Source organism: Streptomyces sp. NBC_01474, from assembly GCF_035918215.1.
GTDB lineage: Bacteria > Actinomycetota > Actinomycetes > Streptomycetales > Streptomycetaceae > Streptomyces > Streptomyces aureus.
In genome coordinates this window covers 3,423,597-3,437,658 of record NZ_CP109449.1, presented here as the reverse complement: position 1 = coordinate 3,437,658, position 14,062 = coordinate 3,423,597, and the positions used below count along the sequence as shown (strand labels likewise).

Annotated in this window: 10 protein-coding genes; 7 read left to right on the top strand and 3 right to left on the bottom strand. The window is 70.5% G+C overall.

What is annotated here, in order from left to right; translation table 11 throughout:
- Positions 1-40: 40 nt before the first annotated feature.
- Positions 41-1,156 (top strand): hypothetical protein, encoded by a 1,116-nt coding sequence (locus OG758_RS15945; RefSeq protein WP_326710626.1) that lies wholly within the window; start codon positions 41-43, stop codon positions 1,154-1,156.
- Between the two features lie 68 nt (positions 1,157-1,224).
- On the opposite strand, the gene OG758_RS15940 is transcribed toward OG758_RS15945, so the two are convergent.
- Positions 1,225-2,322 (bottom strand): LCP family protein, encoded by a 1,098-nt coding sequence (locus tag OG758_RS15940; protein WP_326710625.1) that lies wholly within the window; start codon positions 2,320-2,322, stop codon positions 1,225-1,227.
- Between the two features lie 567 nt (positions 2,323-2,889).
- On the opposite strand from OG758_RS15940, the gene OG758_RS15935 reads away from it, so the two are divergent.
- From OG758_RS15935 to OG758_RS15915, 5 genes are read left to right on the top strand one after another with little or no spacing between them, the layout of a single operon-like run.
- Entirely contained in the window at positions 2,890-4,080 is a 1,191-nt protein-coding gene (locus tag OG758_RS15935) for a CDP-alcohol phosphatidyltransferase family protein (RefSeq protein WP_326710624.1), read from the top strand.
- Positions 4,077-8,480, top strand: coding sequence for a glycosyltransferase (locus tag OG758_RS15930; RefSeq protein ID WP_326710623.1), 4,404 nt, complete (start codon positions 4,077-4,079; stop codon positions 8,478-8,480). The genes OG758_RS15935 and OG758_RS15930 overlap by 4 nt, the downstream gene beginning before the upstream one ends.
- 25 nt (positions 8,481-8,505) lie before the next feature.
- The gene (locus tag OG758_RS15925; RefSeq protein ID WP_326710622.1) at positions 8,506-9,267 is read left to right on the top strand and encodes a rhamnogalacturonan acetylesterase; all 762 of its coding nucleotides are present in this window, start codon (positions 8,506-8,508) and stop codon (positions 9,265-9,267) included.
- Complete coding sequence (locus OG758_RS15920; protein ID WP_326710621.1) at positions 9,264-9,995, top strand: hypothetical protein; 732 nt, start codon at positions 9,264-9,266, stop codon at positions 9,993-9,995. The genes OG758_RS15925 and OG758_RS15920 overlap by 4 nt, the downstream gene beginning before the upstream one ends.
- A 17-nt stretch (positions 9,996-10,012) precedes the next feature.
- Positions 10,013-11,281, top strand: a complete 1,269-nt coding sequence (locus tag OG758_RS15915; protein ID WP_326710620.1) for a phosphodiester glycosidase family protein — start codon at positions 10,013-10,015, stop codon at positions 11,279-11,281.
- A 25-nt stretch (positions 11,282-11,306) separates the two neighbouring features.
- Here the strand turns inward: OG758_RS15915 and OG758_RS15910 are convergent, their stop codons facing one another.
- Together OG758_RS15910 and OG758_RS15905 are read right to left on the bottom strand one after the other, a co-directional pair.
- Positions 11,307-11,666 carry an NTP pyrophosphohydrolase gene (locus OG758_RS15910; RefSeq protein WP_326710619.1) on the bottom strand — a complete coding sequence of 120 codons (360 nt, stop codon included), beginning with the start codon at positions 11,664-11,666 and terminating at the stop codon, positions 11,307-11,309.
- Positions 11,663-12,616, bottom strand: coding sequence for a hypothetical protein (locus OG758_RS15905; RefSeq protein WP_326710618.1), 954 nt, complete (start codon positions 12,614-12,616; stop codon positions 11,663-11,665). The genes OG758_RS15910 and OG758_RS15905 overlap by 4 nt, the downstream gene beginning before the upstream one ends.
- A gap of 41 nt (positions 12,617-12,657) precedes the next feature.
- Here OG758_RS15905 and OG758_RS15900 point away from each other — a divergent pair, with 41 nt between their 5' ends.
- Positions 12,658-13,872 (top strand): CapA family protein, encoded by a 1,215-nt coding sequence (locus OG758_RS15900; RefSeq protein ID WP_326710617.1) that lies wholly within the window; start codon positions 12,658-12,660, stop codon positions 13,870-13,872.
- Positions 13,873-14,062: the final 190 nt, after the last annotated feature.

The window sequence follows — 14,062 nt, the reverse complement described above, 5'->3', positions numbered from 1 at the left end:
CAAGCCGGGCCGGAGTTCTGAGGGAGGGTGGCATCCCGTCATGCCGATGAGGTCTGCGAGCGCGGCGAGCGCCAGGGGAGCACAGGCGCCCGAAGGCCGGCCCGGTGAGTACCTGGAACCGGTCGGCGTCGAGACCGGGCGGTGGCTGTTCCTCGGCATGGACGGGCGACTGACGGCCTATCTGCCCGTGGCCGGCGGTGTCCAGCGCTGGACACAGGACCGGCCGGGAGCCACGCGCTGGACGGGCCCCGAGTTCTTCGCCGCCCCGCACGTGCGGTTCATGTCGCTCACCCAGGGCGCGGACGGCTACGTCCATCTCCTCGGCAGGCGCGCCAGGCGCCGCGCCGACGGCACGGTCACCGTCGACATCGTGCACGCCATCCAGTACCAGACCGGCCGCCCGCTCTCGGAGTGGCGCGGCCTCGGCAACCCGTACAAGGACCCCGAGGCGGCGCGCAAGTTCGGCCGTCCGTCCGGGGTGGCCGACGCCTCCGGCACGGTCCACGTCTTCGTCCGCAACGGCGCCGGCGGCGTGCATCTGCGGCGCGAGGGCGTGGGCGGCAAGTGGCAGCCGTGGGAGGACCTCGGCGGCGAGCAGGCCGTCCACGGACTCGCCCCCGCCGTCACCGCGTCGGGCCGCATCGAACTCCTCGCGCCAGCCCGCGGGTCGGCGCTGCACTGGTACCAGGCGGAGGCGGGCGGCCAGCTGCTGCGCGGCCAGGACATTCCCCAAGTGCCCGTCGCGGGCAGCGCCGTCGGCCTGGAGACGGCCAGGGAGCGAGTCTCGTTCTACTGGTCCGACCCGGCGGGCGGCATCGTTGCCCAGCGCCCCGGCAACTGGCCGGTCGCGCTCGGCTCCGCGACCGACGACACCCAGCTCGCCGCCGTCCGCACGTTCATCGACGGCTACGACTGCACGGTCCTCGCGCACCGAGGCGCGACCGGCGCGATCATGCTCTCCGCGTTCGTCAACGAGTCCGAGGCGAACGGCGTGTGGTGGTCCGACACCGGGCGGCGCTGCGTCGGCGGCCCCGGCCTCGCCGTCGACGCGTACGGCAGGGTGACCCTCGCGGCGGTCGACGAGAGCGGCGCGCTGTGGATCTCCCACCAGACCGAGGGCCCGGGCCTGGCCCTCGGCGACTGGTACCGGATCTGACGTCCGCCGCCACCCGGCGCGGGCCTCGCGTGAAGCGGCGCGGGCCCGCGCACGGACCCGCGCCCCGCTCACTGCGAAGTCCCGTGCGCGGGTGACTTCTTGGCGGACTCGGGGATCTCGGACCCGGTGCGGATGGCCTTCCACAGGGTTCTCGCCTGCGGTTCGGCGGGCACCACGCGGTTCGGGTCCGCGGTGTCGTACCGCACGGGCAGCATGATTGTTTCCATGCTCGCCGGGTCGACGCCGTTCATGCTGCGTCCGAAGTCGGCGAGCGACTTGAGGGAGGCCAGCTCGGAGTCGGTGGTGAGCGACGAGGTGAGACTGTTGGCGATCTTGTAGGTCTTCGTGGGGCTGCCCAGCAGATCCTGCTTCTTGATCTCGCTCAACAGGGCGATCATGAACTGCTGTTGGAGCCCGATACGGCCGAGGTCGCTGCCGTCGCCGACGCCGTGCCGCGTCCGCACGAACGCGAGGGACTGGGTGCCGTCGAGCTTGTGGGTGCCCGCGCTCAGGTCCAGGCCGCTGGACTTGTCGTGGATCGGCTTGTCGACGGTGACGGTGACGCCGCCTATCGCGTCCACGAGCCCCTTGAAGCCCGAGAAGTCGATCTCCATGAAGTGGTCCATGCGCACGCCGGACATCTGCTCGACGGTCTTGACCACGCAGGCCGGACCGGCCAGCGAGTACACGGAGTTGAACATCACGCGCTTGGCCGCCGGGATGGCGGAGCCGTCCGACTTGGTGCACTCGGGCCGGGTGACCAGGGTGTCGCGCGGGATGCTCACCGCGGTGGCCTGCGTGCGGCCCTCGGGTATGTGCATCACCAGGGCGGTGTCGGAGCGCGCGCCGGCGACCTTGCCGGTGCCCAGGTCCGCGTTGGCTCCCGCGCGCGAGTCCGAGCCGAGGACCAGGATGTTCTGGCCGGACGTGGGCAGCTTCTCGGGGCGGTTCTTGCCGAGTGCTTCGTCCAGGTCGACGCCGTGGAGATTGCCGTTGAGGCTGCTGTAGAGCCAGTAGCCGGTGCCGCCGGCGGCCAGGACGAGCACCACCAGGGTCCACAGGATGATGCGCCGGGCACGGCTGCCGCGGGAGCGCGGCGGCTTCGCCGGACGGCCCCGCCGCCCCTGCGGGCGCCGTCGACTGTGCGTGGCGGTGGCATGACTCATAGTGATCGCAATCCTCCGGGACGCGGCCGTCTGGTGGTCGCACGCGGAACGGCGGAGGGTCCGTGGGGGATCGCCGGGGCCGCAAGGCCTCGTCGTGCGGCCGGCGCGAGAGGGGGCAACGCGTCCCGGTGCGCCCGGCGGGCGTACGGGCGTGCGAAGATCGGCCGGATATCGGAGCACTATAGACAGAATTCGGCGCGCCATCACGTCCTGGTCGCCGTCAGTTCTCCGGCCTCGCGGACGCCCTGACGGTTGTGAAGGTTGTACGCGCCACGGGGTGGTCCATGTCACGCGCGCGTTTGTGAAGATCGTTTGACGTCGCTTTATCGGGCAGATGTCACAGAAGTATCGGGTGTGTCCATTATCAACCTCGATCTACTGCCCCAATGCATCCGTATTTAGCGGCTTTTGGGTTTTCGCTTGACGAGTCTTTATTGAAAAGGCAAAGATCCCTCGCGCTGGTTCCCGTTTAGAACGGCAACCGAATGTGATGTGAACTACACGTGAAGACTCTGAGGTGTCGAGCCTCAGTCGGGTCGAGGCTGAGGGTCAATGAGAAAGCTGTCCTTGAGAGCTGTTCAGAAGCTCACGTGCAAGAAGCGTGACGCCTGGTGGACGGTGCTCTTGGTCGATCCCGTGGCGACCCGGATGCTGTGCTGGTTGGCCCGCTTCCGCTGCGTCACCCCGAACCGCGTCACCTGGGCCGCGCTCTTCGTCGGCCTCGGCTCGGCGTGGCTCTTCCTGCGCGGTGACCAGACCTCGCTCATCATCGGAGCCGCTCTCTACCACGTGAGCTTCATCCTCGACTGCATCGACGGCAAACTCGCTCGCCTCAAGGGCAACGGCTCCGTCTTCGGAGGCTGGCTCGACTACGTCTTCGACCGCATCCGCGTGCTGTTCTGCGCCCTCGCCCTGATGGGCGGCCAGTACCTGCGCACGCACGAGGCCTACTACCTGCTCGCGGCGCTCGTCGTGGTCTTCCTCGACATGCTGCGCTACGTCGACGCCCTGCAGATCTACAAGATGCGCATGTCCATGCGTACGAAGATCGAGAAGGTGACAGCGGAGCGGAAGGCGGCCGAGGCGCAGGCCCGGGCGGCGCAGGAGCCCGAGGCCGAGCCCAAGGTCGTCTTCATGGAGGACCTGCTCCGGGAGAACCCCGGCGTCGAGGCCGAGGTGCTGAAGCAGCACTCCGGAACGGGTGAAGTCGTCGACCTGCACGCCCAGTTCCGGGGACGCTTCCCCTGGTACACCCGGGTGCGCCAGGCGCTCCTGCGCAGCCGTGTCAGGCCGCACCTGATCAGCGGCATCGAGTTCCAGATGTTCATCTTCATCGTGGGACCGCTGATCGGGCAGATCCTGTGGACCACGGCCGTCTCCGCCGCACTGCTCGGCCTCTTCGAGCTCGTGATCATGTACAAGTTCTGGCTGTCCACCCGGGACTTCACCCGGGTCATGGAGGAGCTGGCGCCCACGCCGTCCACGGCCGGCACCGTCGCCGACCACCTGTTCGCGGGCCGCCACCGAGGGCGCGTCCCTGCGGCGCCGCCCGAGGTCGCGATGGAGGAACGGTTCCCCACCCCTGAGCCGTACGAGGACCCAGGCTTCCAGCCCTATCCGCAACCGCAGTACCAGAGCCATAACCCGTACGCCGCTGCCGGCCGGGTCGCTCCGTATTCGCCCCACACGGTCACGCGGCCCATCCCGGTGCAGCGGACCGACGACACCTGGACGGAGGCCGAGGGGCGCTCACGATGAACTACCAGCACGTCGAACCGACCGCGTACACGGTCACCGTGGTCGTGGGCGCGTACAACGCGAGCGCCACGCTCGACCGCGCCCTGCGCTCCGCACTCGGCCAGACCCACCAGCGCGTGGAGGTCGTCGTCGTCGACGACGCCTCCACCGACGGCACCCTCGCCGTCGCCCAGCAGTACGCCCTGCGCGACCCCCGGGTGCGCGTCATCGCCCGCCCGCAGAACAGCGGCGGTGTCGGCGCGCCCCGCAACAACGGCATCGAGGCCGCGAGCGGCCAGTTCGTGATGTTCCTCGACGCCGACGACGAACTGCCCCACAAGGCCTGCGAAGTCCTCCTCGCCTCCGCCCTGACCACCGGCGCCGACATCACTGCGGGCCGCGCCCTGCGCGTGAACCTCGCCAAGGACGAGATCACCGTCTGGCAGCCCCAGCTCTACGGCACCGACCGCACCGTCGCCGGCGGGCTCCGGGCCATGCCTGAACTGTTCGACGACCCGATCGCCGCGGCGAAGCTGTACCGCCTCGACTTCCTGCTCAACAATGGCATCCGGTTTCCGGAGAGCGTGTACTTCGAGGACACGTACTTCTCCACCGTCGCCGGTTACTGCGCCCGCTCCATCACCCTCCTCGCGGCCCCCGTCTACCGCTGGATCTGGGAGCGTGAGACGGACGCTCCGTCGATCACCAACCGGCGCGGTGAACTGCGCAGCATCCGCGACCGCGTCCTCGTGCACCAGTGGGCCGACGCCTTCCTCGCGCAGAACGGCGCGCACGAGCTGATGGCCCACAAGGCCGCCAAGTTCCTCTCGCACGACCTGCGGCTCTACACGCCCGAACTGCGTACCGGCGACGACGGCTACCGCCAGGGCTTCGTGCAGTTCGTCGCTCCCTATCTGCGGTCGTTCACCCCCGAGGCGTACGACCTGTGCGGCCCCCTGGAACGCGTGCGGGCCTTCGGGCTCATGCACGGCAGGGTCGACGTGGCGCTCTCGGTCTCCGACTACACCCAGCGGCGCAGCGTGCTCAGCTCCGACCTGGTGGAGCGCGACGAGAAGGTCTACTGGTCGGGCTCGCTGCTCGGCCGGCCGCACGCCGAGCGCTTCCTCGACGTCACCGACCTCGACCTCACCGGCCAGACCCTCTCCGACGCCCGTCTGTTCAACCAGGCCACGCGCGCCGAGATCCGGGACGGCGAGCTCCACGTCACGGGCTACATCCGCAACCAGTTCGGCCGCATCGGCCCCAAGGACAAGCTCGAACTGACCGCGGTCCTGCGCCGCCGCAGCCCCAAGACCGACCACACCTTCGCGGTCAGCGGCGTCGAGGTCGACGACGAGTACATCCGCTACCACACCACGGTGGACCTGGACGAGACCGTCGGCGAGTCCGGCAGCGGCGCCACCTGGAACCTCTTCGTGCAGATCCGGCACGCCGGACAGCGCGCCACCACGACCGTCTGCGTGCGTGGCGTCGACGTGGGCCAGGAGCGCTACCGCGGCGACGGTGAGACGTACGAGATCTACGAAACCGTCAGCGGCAACCTCGCGCTGCGCCCCGAGACCAGCGAGCAGCAGGCCGGCCTCGACCCGCGGGGGACGCCCTGGCTGTGGTGGGCCGACAGCAGGGCCCCGGAGCCGGCGGCACCCCCGGAGCGGTACGCCCTCTCCCTCGTCGTGCACTGCCACAACGACGAGTACAACCTGTACGAGTTCCTCAACTCCCTCGCCGCCCAGGCCGACTTCACCCGGACCCAGGTGATCCTGGTGGACGACGGATCGGGCGACAGCACCCCCGGCCGGCTCGCCGCCTTCGCGGCCCACTACCCGAACGTCTCGGTCGTCACACAGGTGCCCATGGGCATGCGCGTCGCCTTCGACAACGGGCTGCAGTACGTGAGCGCGCCCTACGTGATGTTCGCGCGCGCCCGCGACATCCTCGGCGAGGACAGCCTCGGCCGCCTCCTGCGCACCGCCCGCTCGGCCAAGGCCGACGTCGTCATCGGAGACCAGGACAACTTCCCCGGCCCCCGGCGCGGCACCGACCAGCCGTGGAAGCGGTACTTCGCCAAGGGCGCGGACCAGGTGGCACGCCTCGACGACGCCCCCTACCTCGTCTTCTCCACGGACCTGGGGGCCAAGCTCCTCAGGACCAGGCTGCTGCGCGAGCAGCGGCTGCGCTGCGGCCAGGGACCGGGCTACGAGGACGCCTGGATGGCCGTGCCCGCCCTCTTGCACGCGCGCCGCGTCGCGATCGCTCCCGAGGCCACCTTCTACGAGCGCGACCAGGAACAGCAGGACTCGCTGTTCGACCTGCCCTGGAACGACTCGGTGAAGACCCAGGAGCTGATCCGCCTGTGCGGACACGTCCTGAGGCGCACCGCCACGCTCAACCCGCGTACCACACGCCTCGCACAGCGCTTCGTCGTTCGCACCATGCAGCCGTACCTGCGCAACATCCACCGCATCATGAGCCGCGCGGAGATCAGCGCGATCTTCCCCGCCCTCTACGACGTCTACGCGCAGATACCGGACGACCTGATCCTGCAGTACGCGGTCGTCCCCATGTCACGGCTGCAGCACCACGCCGTGCGGACCGGGAACTTCGCGCTGTTCTGCGACCCGCACGCCAAGCCCGAGTACCTGCCCCACCTGCACATCGACGACCAGGGCCTGCACCGCAGGCTCACCGTCGACAGTGTCCCGACCTCGCTGCTGCGCGTGGACCGGCAGAAGGCCGTCCTCGAGACCTTCGAGACGGACCGCGAACAGATCGTACTCCAGGGCCTGTTCGTCCTGTCCGGCACTGACATCTCGCACGAGTTCGACAACCGCATCCAGCTCGTCCTCGGCGACGGCCGCGCCGAGCGCGCCGTCCCCGTCGAGCAGGTCTACCGCCGCGACCGCTGGCGCACCCGCAAGGAGCAGGACTGGTACTCCGGCTGGCGGGCGGTCCTGCGGCCCGAGGACTTCAAGGGCATCAGTAACCGCGACCTCACCCTCACGGTCCGCGTCCACGACGCCGACCGGCACCTCGACATCCCCGTCGAAGCACGGCAGATGCTGCACCGGTTCAAGGGCGTCCACCCCGTGCGCCGCGCCACGCTCCTGCTCGGCATCGACGGCGACGAGCAGATCACGCTGCGCCGGGTCGCGGGCCTCGTGCGCCGGGCCACTCACAAATTCAGGCGCTTCGGCCGGGAGTTCAGGGCCGCCCTGCCCGGCAGGCCCGGCTGGCGCACCCGGCTCCTGTACTGGCTCACTCACCCCTGGCTGCACCGCAAGGACATCTGGATCATCGGCGAGCGCGAGGACACCGCGCAGGACAACTCGTACCACCTGTTCAAGTGGATCCGGCAGTACGAGCCCAAGCGCAAGGTGTACTACGCCATCAACGGCGACGCCGCCGACCGGGAGAAGATCGACCACCTCGGACAGGTCATCGACCGCCTCTCCTGGAAGTACCGCGTCCACCTGCTGCACGCCTCGCGCCTCATCAACGCGTACGACCTGGAGGCCTACCTCGGCTTCCCCGGTCTGTCCAAGCGGGCCTTCCTGCGCGGATACGGCGATCTGCTGCGCTACAAGCGGGTGTTCCTCCAGCACGGCGTCGTCTACAACGACGTGGCGCCGTCCATCCACGCGCAGGTCACCAACGTCGACATGGTCCTCACCACCGGACGCAGCGAGCGCGCCTACTACGCGGAGCACTGCGGCTACGGCTACGACCGGGTCGCCGCCACCGGCCTGCCCCGCTTCGACGCGCTCGAACCGGTGCCGGGACTGCGGCGGATCCTCGTCATGCCGACCTGGCGCCGCGACATCGTGGCCCCGTCCTACAACAAGGCCGCCAAGCCCGAGATCCCCTTCGCCGCGTCCGAGTACTACCGCTTCTTCTCGTCGCTGCTCCGCGACGAGCGGCTGCTGAGCGCCCTTCAGTTCTACAACGTGGAACTGGAGTTCATGCCGCACTACGAGATCCGGCCGTACCTCAAGCACTTCCGCATCGACCACCCGTCGATCACCGTGTCCACCACGGGCCGCGACGTACAGGTGGCGATGCGCGAGTGCTCCATGCTCGTCACGGACTACTCGTCGGTCTTCTTCGACGTGGCGTACATGGCCAAGCCCATCGTCTACACGAACTTCGACGACGAGGCCTTCTACAGCAAGCACTACAAGCGCGGCTACTTCGACCTGGCCAGGGACGGTTTCGGGCCCACGTGCGGCACCGTCGACCACGCCGTGAACGAGATCATCGGATCCATCGAGCGGGGCTTCGAGGTCGAACCCGAGTACCGCAAGCGGGCCGAGGACTTCTTCGTGCTGCGCGACACGTTCAACTGCGAGCGCGCCTACGACGTGATCGAGACCATGGACCCCGGCGTGGTGGGGGCCGTATGACGCGAGAGCGGACGGAGCACAACCGATGACACGCGTTTTCCTCGCCGGCGACTCGACGGTCGCCGCCCGCCCTCACAGCATGGCCCCGATGGCCGGCTGGGGGCAGGCGCTGCCGGTGTTCCTGCAGGGTGCGGAGGTCGTCAACGCGGCGCGTGCCGGGGCCAGTTCGCGCAGCTTCCTGGAACGCGGACGGCTCGCCTGGATCCTGCAGCGACTCGCCCCCGGCGACCTGCTCCTGATCTCGTTCGGCCTCATCGACCGCAAGCCGGAGCCGGGCCGCCACACCGCCCCGTTCACCGACTTCCAGTGGTACCTGCGCCAGTACGTCCACGGGGCGCGCGACCGCGGCGCTCACCCGGTGCTCGTCACCAGCCACGACCGGCGGTCCTTCGACGCCCACGGCAACATGCGGCACCCGTCCGGCCTCTACCCGGCGGCCGTGCGTGAGCTCGCCGCCGCGCTGACCGTCCCGCTCGTCGACCTTCACCGCTGGACCACCGACTGGTGGCGGCAGGCCGGACCCGACGGCACCCGGCGGGCCTTCCTCCACCTGGAACCGGGTGAGCACCCGAACTACCCCGAAGGCATCGAGGACAACACCCACCTGAGGCCGGCGGGCGCCCTGGAATGCGCCCGCCACGTCGCCGACACGATGCGCGTGACCGGCCTGCTGCCCCCGGACCACTTCCGCAACCTGGACGTCCAGTACCTCCCCGAGGACTGCCTCCAGTGGCCCGACGACCACACCTTCGAACAGGTCACGGCGGAGCGGGCGGTGGCCGCGTGAGCACGTGGTTCCCGCTGACCCAGGCCTGGGTCGCTCACCCCCGCCACTCCGAGTACGGCGGCCGGCTCGAACTCGCCGCCGACGCCGACCCGTCCGTCCCCCTCGTCCCCGGCCAGGAGGTGCAGCTCGCCGTCACCGTCCAGCCGGCCGGCGGGGCTTACCGCACCTACGGCTATCTCATGGACGACCTGCTCGGCACGGCCGCCGTCATGCCCGCGCACAAGGGCTTGGCCCATCTCGCCAAGAACGGCCGCTACGCAACGTATGCCACCGGAACCGAGCCCCGCACCGTCATCTCCACGCTGCGCATCCGCGACGACGCCTCCGAAGGCGCGGTCGTCCTGCCGCGCGTCAGCGTCGGCGTGATGCTGAACGAGGGCGACAAGCTGATCTCGTCGTCCGCGGTGTCCGAGGGCGGCTTCCGGGTCCGCCGGGCCTGGCTTCCCGGCCGCAGCGTGATGCTCCGCCCCGGCGCCCGGGTCACCATTCCCGCCGGCTTCAGCCCGGTGCAGGGGCTGCGGCTGACCGGCGCCACCTGCGCCCGGTACGGGGTGGTCACCTGCGCCCCCGACGGCAGCGTGACCTACCGGTCGGATCCCACCTTCCAGGGATACGACCACTTCGCCTGCTCCTTCGAGGTGGCCGGGGGACACGTCGTGTGGTCCGAAGTCACCCTGTTCATGGGGGACCTGGCCGGTTCACCCGGTGCGCTGCCCCTCCAGGGGTGAGCGGCGAAGGGGGCGGCATGAGACGGCGAACGGCCGTCGTCGCGCTGGCGATGACACTGGCCGCGTGCGGAGCGCCCATGGGAGACCGGGCGGACGGCGCGGGCCCGCCGACGGCCGCCGCGCGGACGGCCGAGCTGCCGAGCGGTGTCACCTACCAGCGGTCGACCCGCACCCTGGCCGACGGCGAGCCCGTACGCGTGCATGTCCTCGCGGTCGCGCCCGACTCCCGTGCCACGGTCAACGCCGTGCACGGCAGGACGCTCGCCGGAACGTCCACCGTGCGTCAACTGGCGGCCGGCGCCGGCGCCGCGGCCGCCGTCAACGGCACCTTCTTCGACGTCCACACCGGTGAGCACCACGGCGGCTACGAAGGCGATCCGCTCGGCATCTACGGCACGGACGGACGCCTCTTGAGCGAAGCCGCGAACGGGAGCACCGCCCTCGTCCTCGGCGGAGGGCGGCCGCGCGTGACCGAGCTGCGCTCCGCGACCTCGGTGCTTTCGTCGGACGGAGCCCGCAGGACCGTGGACGGCATCGATCGCAGGCCCGGACGGATCCTCGGGTGCGGCGGCGTGAGCGGCGACGTGCTCGCGGGCACGGACCGGCCGGTGACGACCCCCCGGCACGGCGAACTCTGCGTCGACGAATCGGAGTTGATCGACTTCCGCCCGCAGTGGGGTCCGTCGTCCCCCGCCGCCGAACCCGGCAGCGCAGAGGCGGTCCTGGACGCGCACGGCACGGTCACCCGACTGCGTTCCCCGGCGGGTGGCTCGATTCCGGCCGACGGGCGCACCCTCGTCGGTACGGGCGGGGCGGCCCGGTGGCTGCGGGACCACGCGCGGGTGGGGCACTCCCTGAAGGTGATGAACCGGGTCACGGATCCGCGGGGCGCCGTCGTGGGCGGCCGTGGTGTCTCGTTCGTCGGGGCGGGGCCTGCCCTCGTCCGCGGCGGACACGTGTGGATCAACGCGCGGGCCAACGGCTATCCGGCCTCGGCGCTCACCACCCGGCATCCGCGGACCGTCGCCGGGGTGACGGCGGACGGCACGCTCCTGCTCGTCGTCCTCGACGGCCGGTGGCCCGGCACAAGCGTCGGCGCGACGTTCGCGGAGACGGCGAGGATCATGGTCTCCCTGGGTGCCGTCGACGCGGTGAACCTGGACGGCGGCGGCTCCAGCACGGCCGTCGTGGACGGCCAGGTGCGCAACCGCCCGTCAGGGGGCCATGGTTCAGGCCCGGGGGAGCGAAAGGTGTCGAACGCGATCGTGATCGTCCCCGAGCGCTGAGGGGCGCTCGCGCGGGTGCCCGGGGCTACTCCCGCCCGCCCCCGTACACCGTCCGTGGCCCCACGCACTCCGCCCCCAACTTGCCCACTCGGCTGCGCAGTTCGCGATCCGCGGTCACCACGACGCACGGCTGCCCCGCCGCGGCGACCAGCTCCACGATGTGATCGTCCCCGCTCCCCGCCGCCGACTCGACCCGCACGCGCGGCACCGACCCCACGCCGCGCGCCGCGCCTTCCACGACGAGCACGATGTCGACGCCTTCGCGCTCGGCATAGGTCACCAGGCTGTCCCGAAGGCGTTCCGCCGCGCCCCGCCGGTCGCGCCACCACCCGTCGGGGACCGAACCGACGACATTGGCACCGTCGACGATCAGCAGCGTCGTCATGTGGTCCCGCCCTTCCCCCAGGCGGCCGTGAGCCGCCGCATCGCCTCCACGGCGCGCGCCGTGCGCGGGGCGTCCGTACGCAGCGCGTTGGCGAACTCGACGTGCAGGAACTGCACATGCTCGGCGGCCGCCTTCGCGCCCTGCACATTGGTGTGCCCCTCGAGCGGACAGGAGCGTACCCAGGCGCGGCACACGTCGAAGTCCCGCGCACGCAGTTCGTCGGCGAGCAGCCGGCCGTCGGCGCGGCCCACCCTGCCGCTCCCGGTGGACGCGATCACGTCGCGCCCCGGCGCCGAGTCGTCGGCGAAGCCGTGGAGCTGGAGACCGGGCAGCCGGCGCTCCGCCAGCTCGTCGCAGAACGCGTCGAAGACGGTGTCCCGGCGGTGCGCGACGTCCGCCGCGTCACCGCGCCCGGCTTTGCGGTGTGCACCAGCAATGACGAGGACTCCGCCGTGTCCGCCGCGCAGGACGCCCACGCCGAGCCGCTCCGTGTTCCGGTCGGCGACCGGGTGCGGGATCTGCACCGACCAGCGTGCGGGCGAGCCGGTCTCGACGTACACGCGACCCCAGCCGCGCGGCGCGGGTCCCACGTCGGTGCGGTCGGTGATCTCCGCGTACCGCCGCCCGGTGGCGCTGTCCGTGACGGTGGCGAGCGAGAGGTCGATGCTGGACAGGCGCTCCTCGGCCTGCTCGGGGCGGCCGTCGAGCAGGAGCTTCAGGCCGCTCGCGGCCGTGCGTCGCTCGGCGCGCGTCGGGGGGCGGTAGCCGGTGCCGGGGCCGAAGCGCGCGGTGTAGTCCGTGACCCGGGCGAGCAGGTCGACCCCGGTGCGGGCGTCCTGCCGGGTGTGGGGTCCGCGGCTGCCCGACGGCTCGTCCCGGCGCGTGAGACCGGCCACAAGGGCGGTCGTGACAACTGCTGCGATCAGCAGCGTTGTTGCAATCGTTACCATCTTCGTCCGGTTCGCCCTCATGGTTGTATAAAGATAGCCCGGTGAAGAGACGCCCCTCCCGCCGGTCGCTGTCCGGCATAGCCCTCACCGCGCTGCTCGCGGGAACCGCGGCCTGTGGCCCCTTCGGTTCGGACGACGACGGCAAGGCAGCCGCGGACGGCCCCTCGTTCACCGTCGCGGCCGCCGGCGACATCCTCATCCACCCGCAGCTCACCGAGCAGGCCCGCAAGGACGCCAAGGTGACCGGGCACGGCGAGAAGGGGCTCGACTTCGACCCGATGCTGGCCGGCGTCAAGCCCGTCATCAGCAAGGCGGATCTGGCGATCTGCCACTTCGAGCCCGTCGCGGGCAAGCCCGAGGGGCCCTTCGAGAGCTACCCCGCGTTCCTGGTGCCGCCGCAGATCGCCACCACCATCAAGCACGTCGGTTACGACACCTGCTCCAGCGCCTCGAACCACACGCTCGACCACGGCGTCGGCGGCGTGCGGAACACCCTGAACGTCCTCGACCGGGCGGGCCTGAAGCACACCGGCTCCGCGCGCAGCGCCGCCGAGGCCGCCAAGCCGCTGATCATGGACGTCAAGGGCGTCAAGGTCGCCCAGCTCTCGTACGCCTTCGGGTTCAACGGCAACGAGATCCCCGCGGACAAGCCGTGGCTGGTCAACCAGATCGACTTCAAGAACATCGCCGCGGCCGAGAAGCGGGCCAGGGCCGCGGGCGCCGACGTGGTGATCCTCAGCATCCACTGGGGCCGCGAGAACCAGCCGAACCCCAGCCGCTCCCAGCTCCAGCTGGGCCGCAAGCTGGCGCGCGAGACCGGTATCGACCTGATCATCGGCCATCACGCGCACGTGGTGCAGCCGATGGAGAAGGTCGACGGCACCTGGATCGCGTACGGACTCGGCAACCAGATCGCCCGGCACGACGTGCCCACCGGACTGACCGAGGAGGGTGTCATCGGCTGGTTCGAGTTCACGAAGCGCGGCGGCAAGTGGGACGTGCAGGCCAAGTACATTCCGACGTTCACCCAGATCCCACCGGACCCGGATGAGTCGGGCAATCTCCCGAAGGGTGCCGTGAAGGACCACCGGCTCGTGGACATCGCCGCGGCCCTGCGCGAGGACCGGGGCGCCGCGAAGCTGAGCGAGCAGCAGCGCGCCCGCTACCGCCTGGCCTTCGAGCGCACCGAGGGCACGATGCTCAACCGCGGCGCGGCCAAGGACGGACTCGCGCCGCTGGAGCCGCTGCCCGAGTGAGGGTCGCCGCGAAGCGACGCTTCTCACCTTTTTCTTAACTCGTACAACCCTTTGCCCGCGGTGTGGGTCAGATGTTTCTGGATCGCACAGCTGTGCGCTCCGGTGCGTGCAACCCCCACGGCCCGCGGAGTGACTTCCGTGCGCCCTGCACGCCCCACATGTTCCAGAGAGGAGCCCTCCGTTGGCCGCT

What these genes read in the sequence shown, in the direction of transcription:
- OG758_RS15945 (WP_326710626.1), top strand. Translation starts at nt 41, where the DNA reads ATGCCGATGAGGTCTGCGAGCGCGGCGAGCGCCAGGGGAGCACAGGCG.
- OG758_RS15915 (WP_326710620.1), top strand. Translation starts at nt 10,013, where the DNA reads ATGAGACGGCGAACGGCCGTCGTCGCGCTGGCGATGACACTGGCCGCG.
- OG758_RS15905 (WP_326710618.1), bottom strand. Translation starts at nt 12,616, where the DNA reads ATGGTAACGATTGCAACAACGCTGCTGATCGCAGCAGTTGTCACGACC.
- OG758_RS15925 (WP_326710622.1), top strand. Translation starts at nt 8,506, where the DNA reads ATGACACGCGTTTTCCTCGCCGGCGACTCGACGGTCGCCGCCCGCCCT.
- OG758_RS15930 (WP_326710623.1), top strand. Translation starts at nt 4,077, where the DNA reads ATGAACTACCAGCACGTCGAACCGACCGCGTACACGGTCACCGTGGTC.
- OG758_RS15910 (WP_326710619.1), bottom strand. Translation starts at nt 11,666, where the DNA reads ATGACGACGCTGCTGATCGTCGACGGTGCCAATGTCGTCGGTTCGGTC.
- OG758_RS15940 (WP_326710625.1), bottom strand. Translation starts at nt 2,322, where the DNA reads ATGAGTCATGCCACCGCCACGCACAGTCGACGGCGCCCGCAGGGGCGG.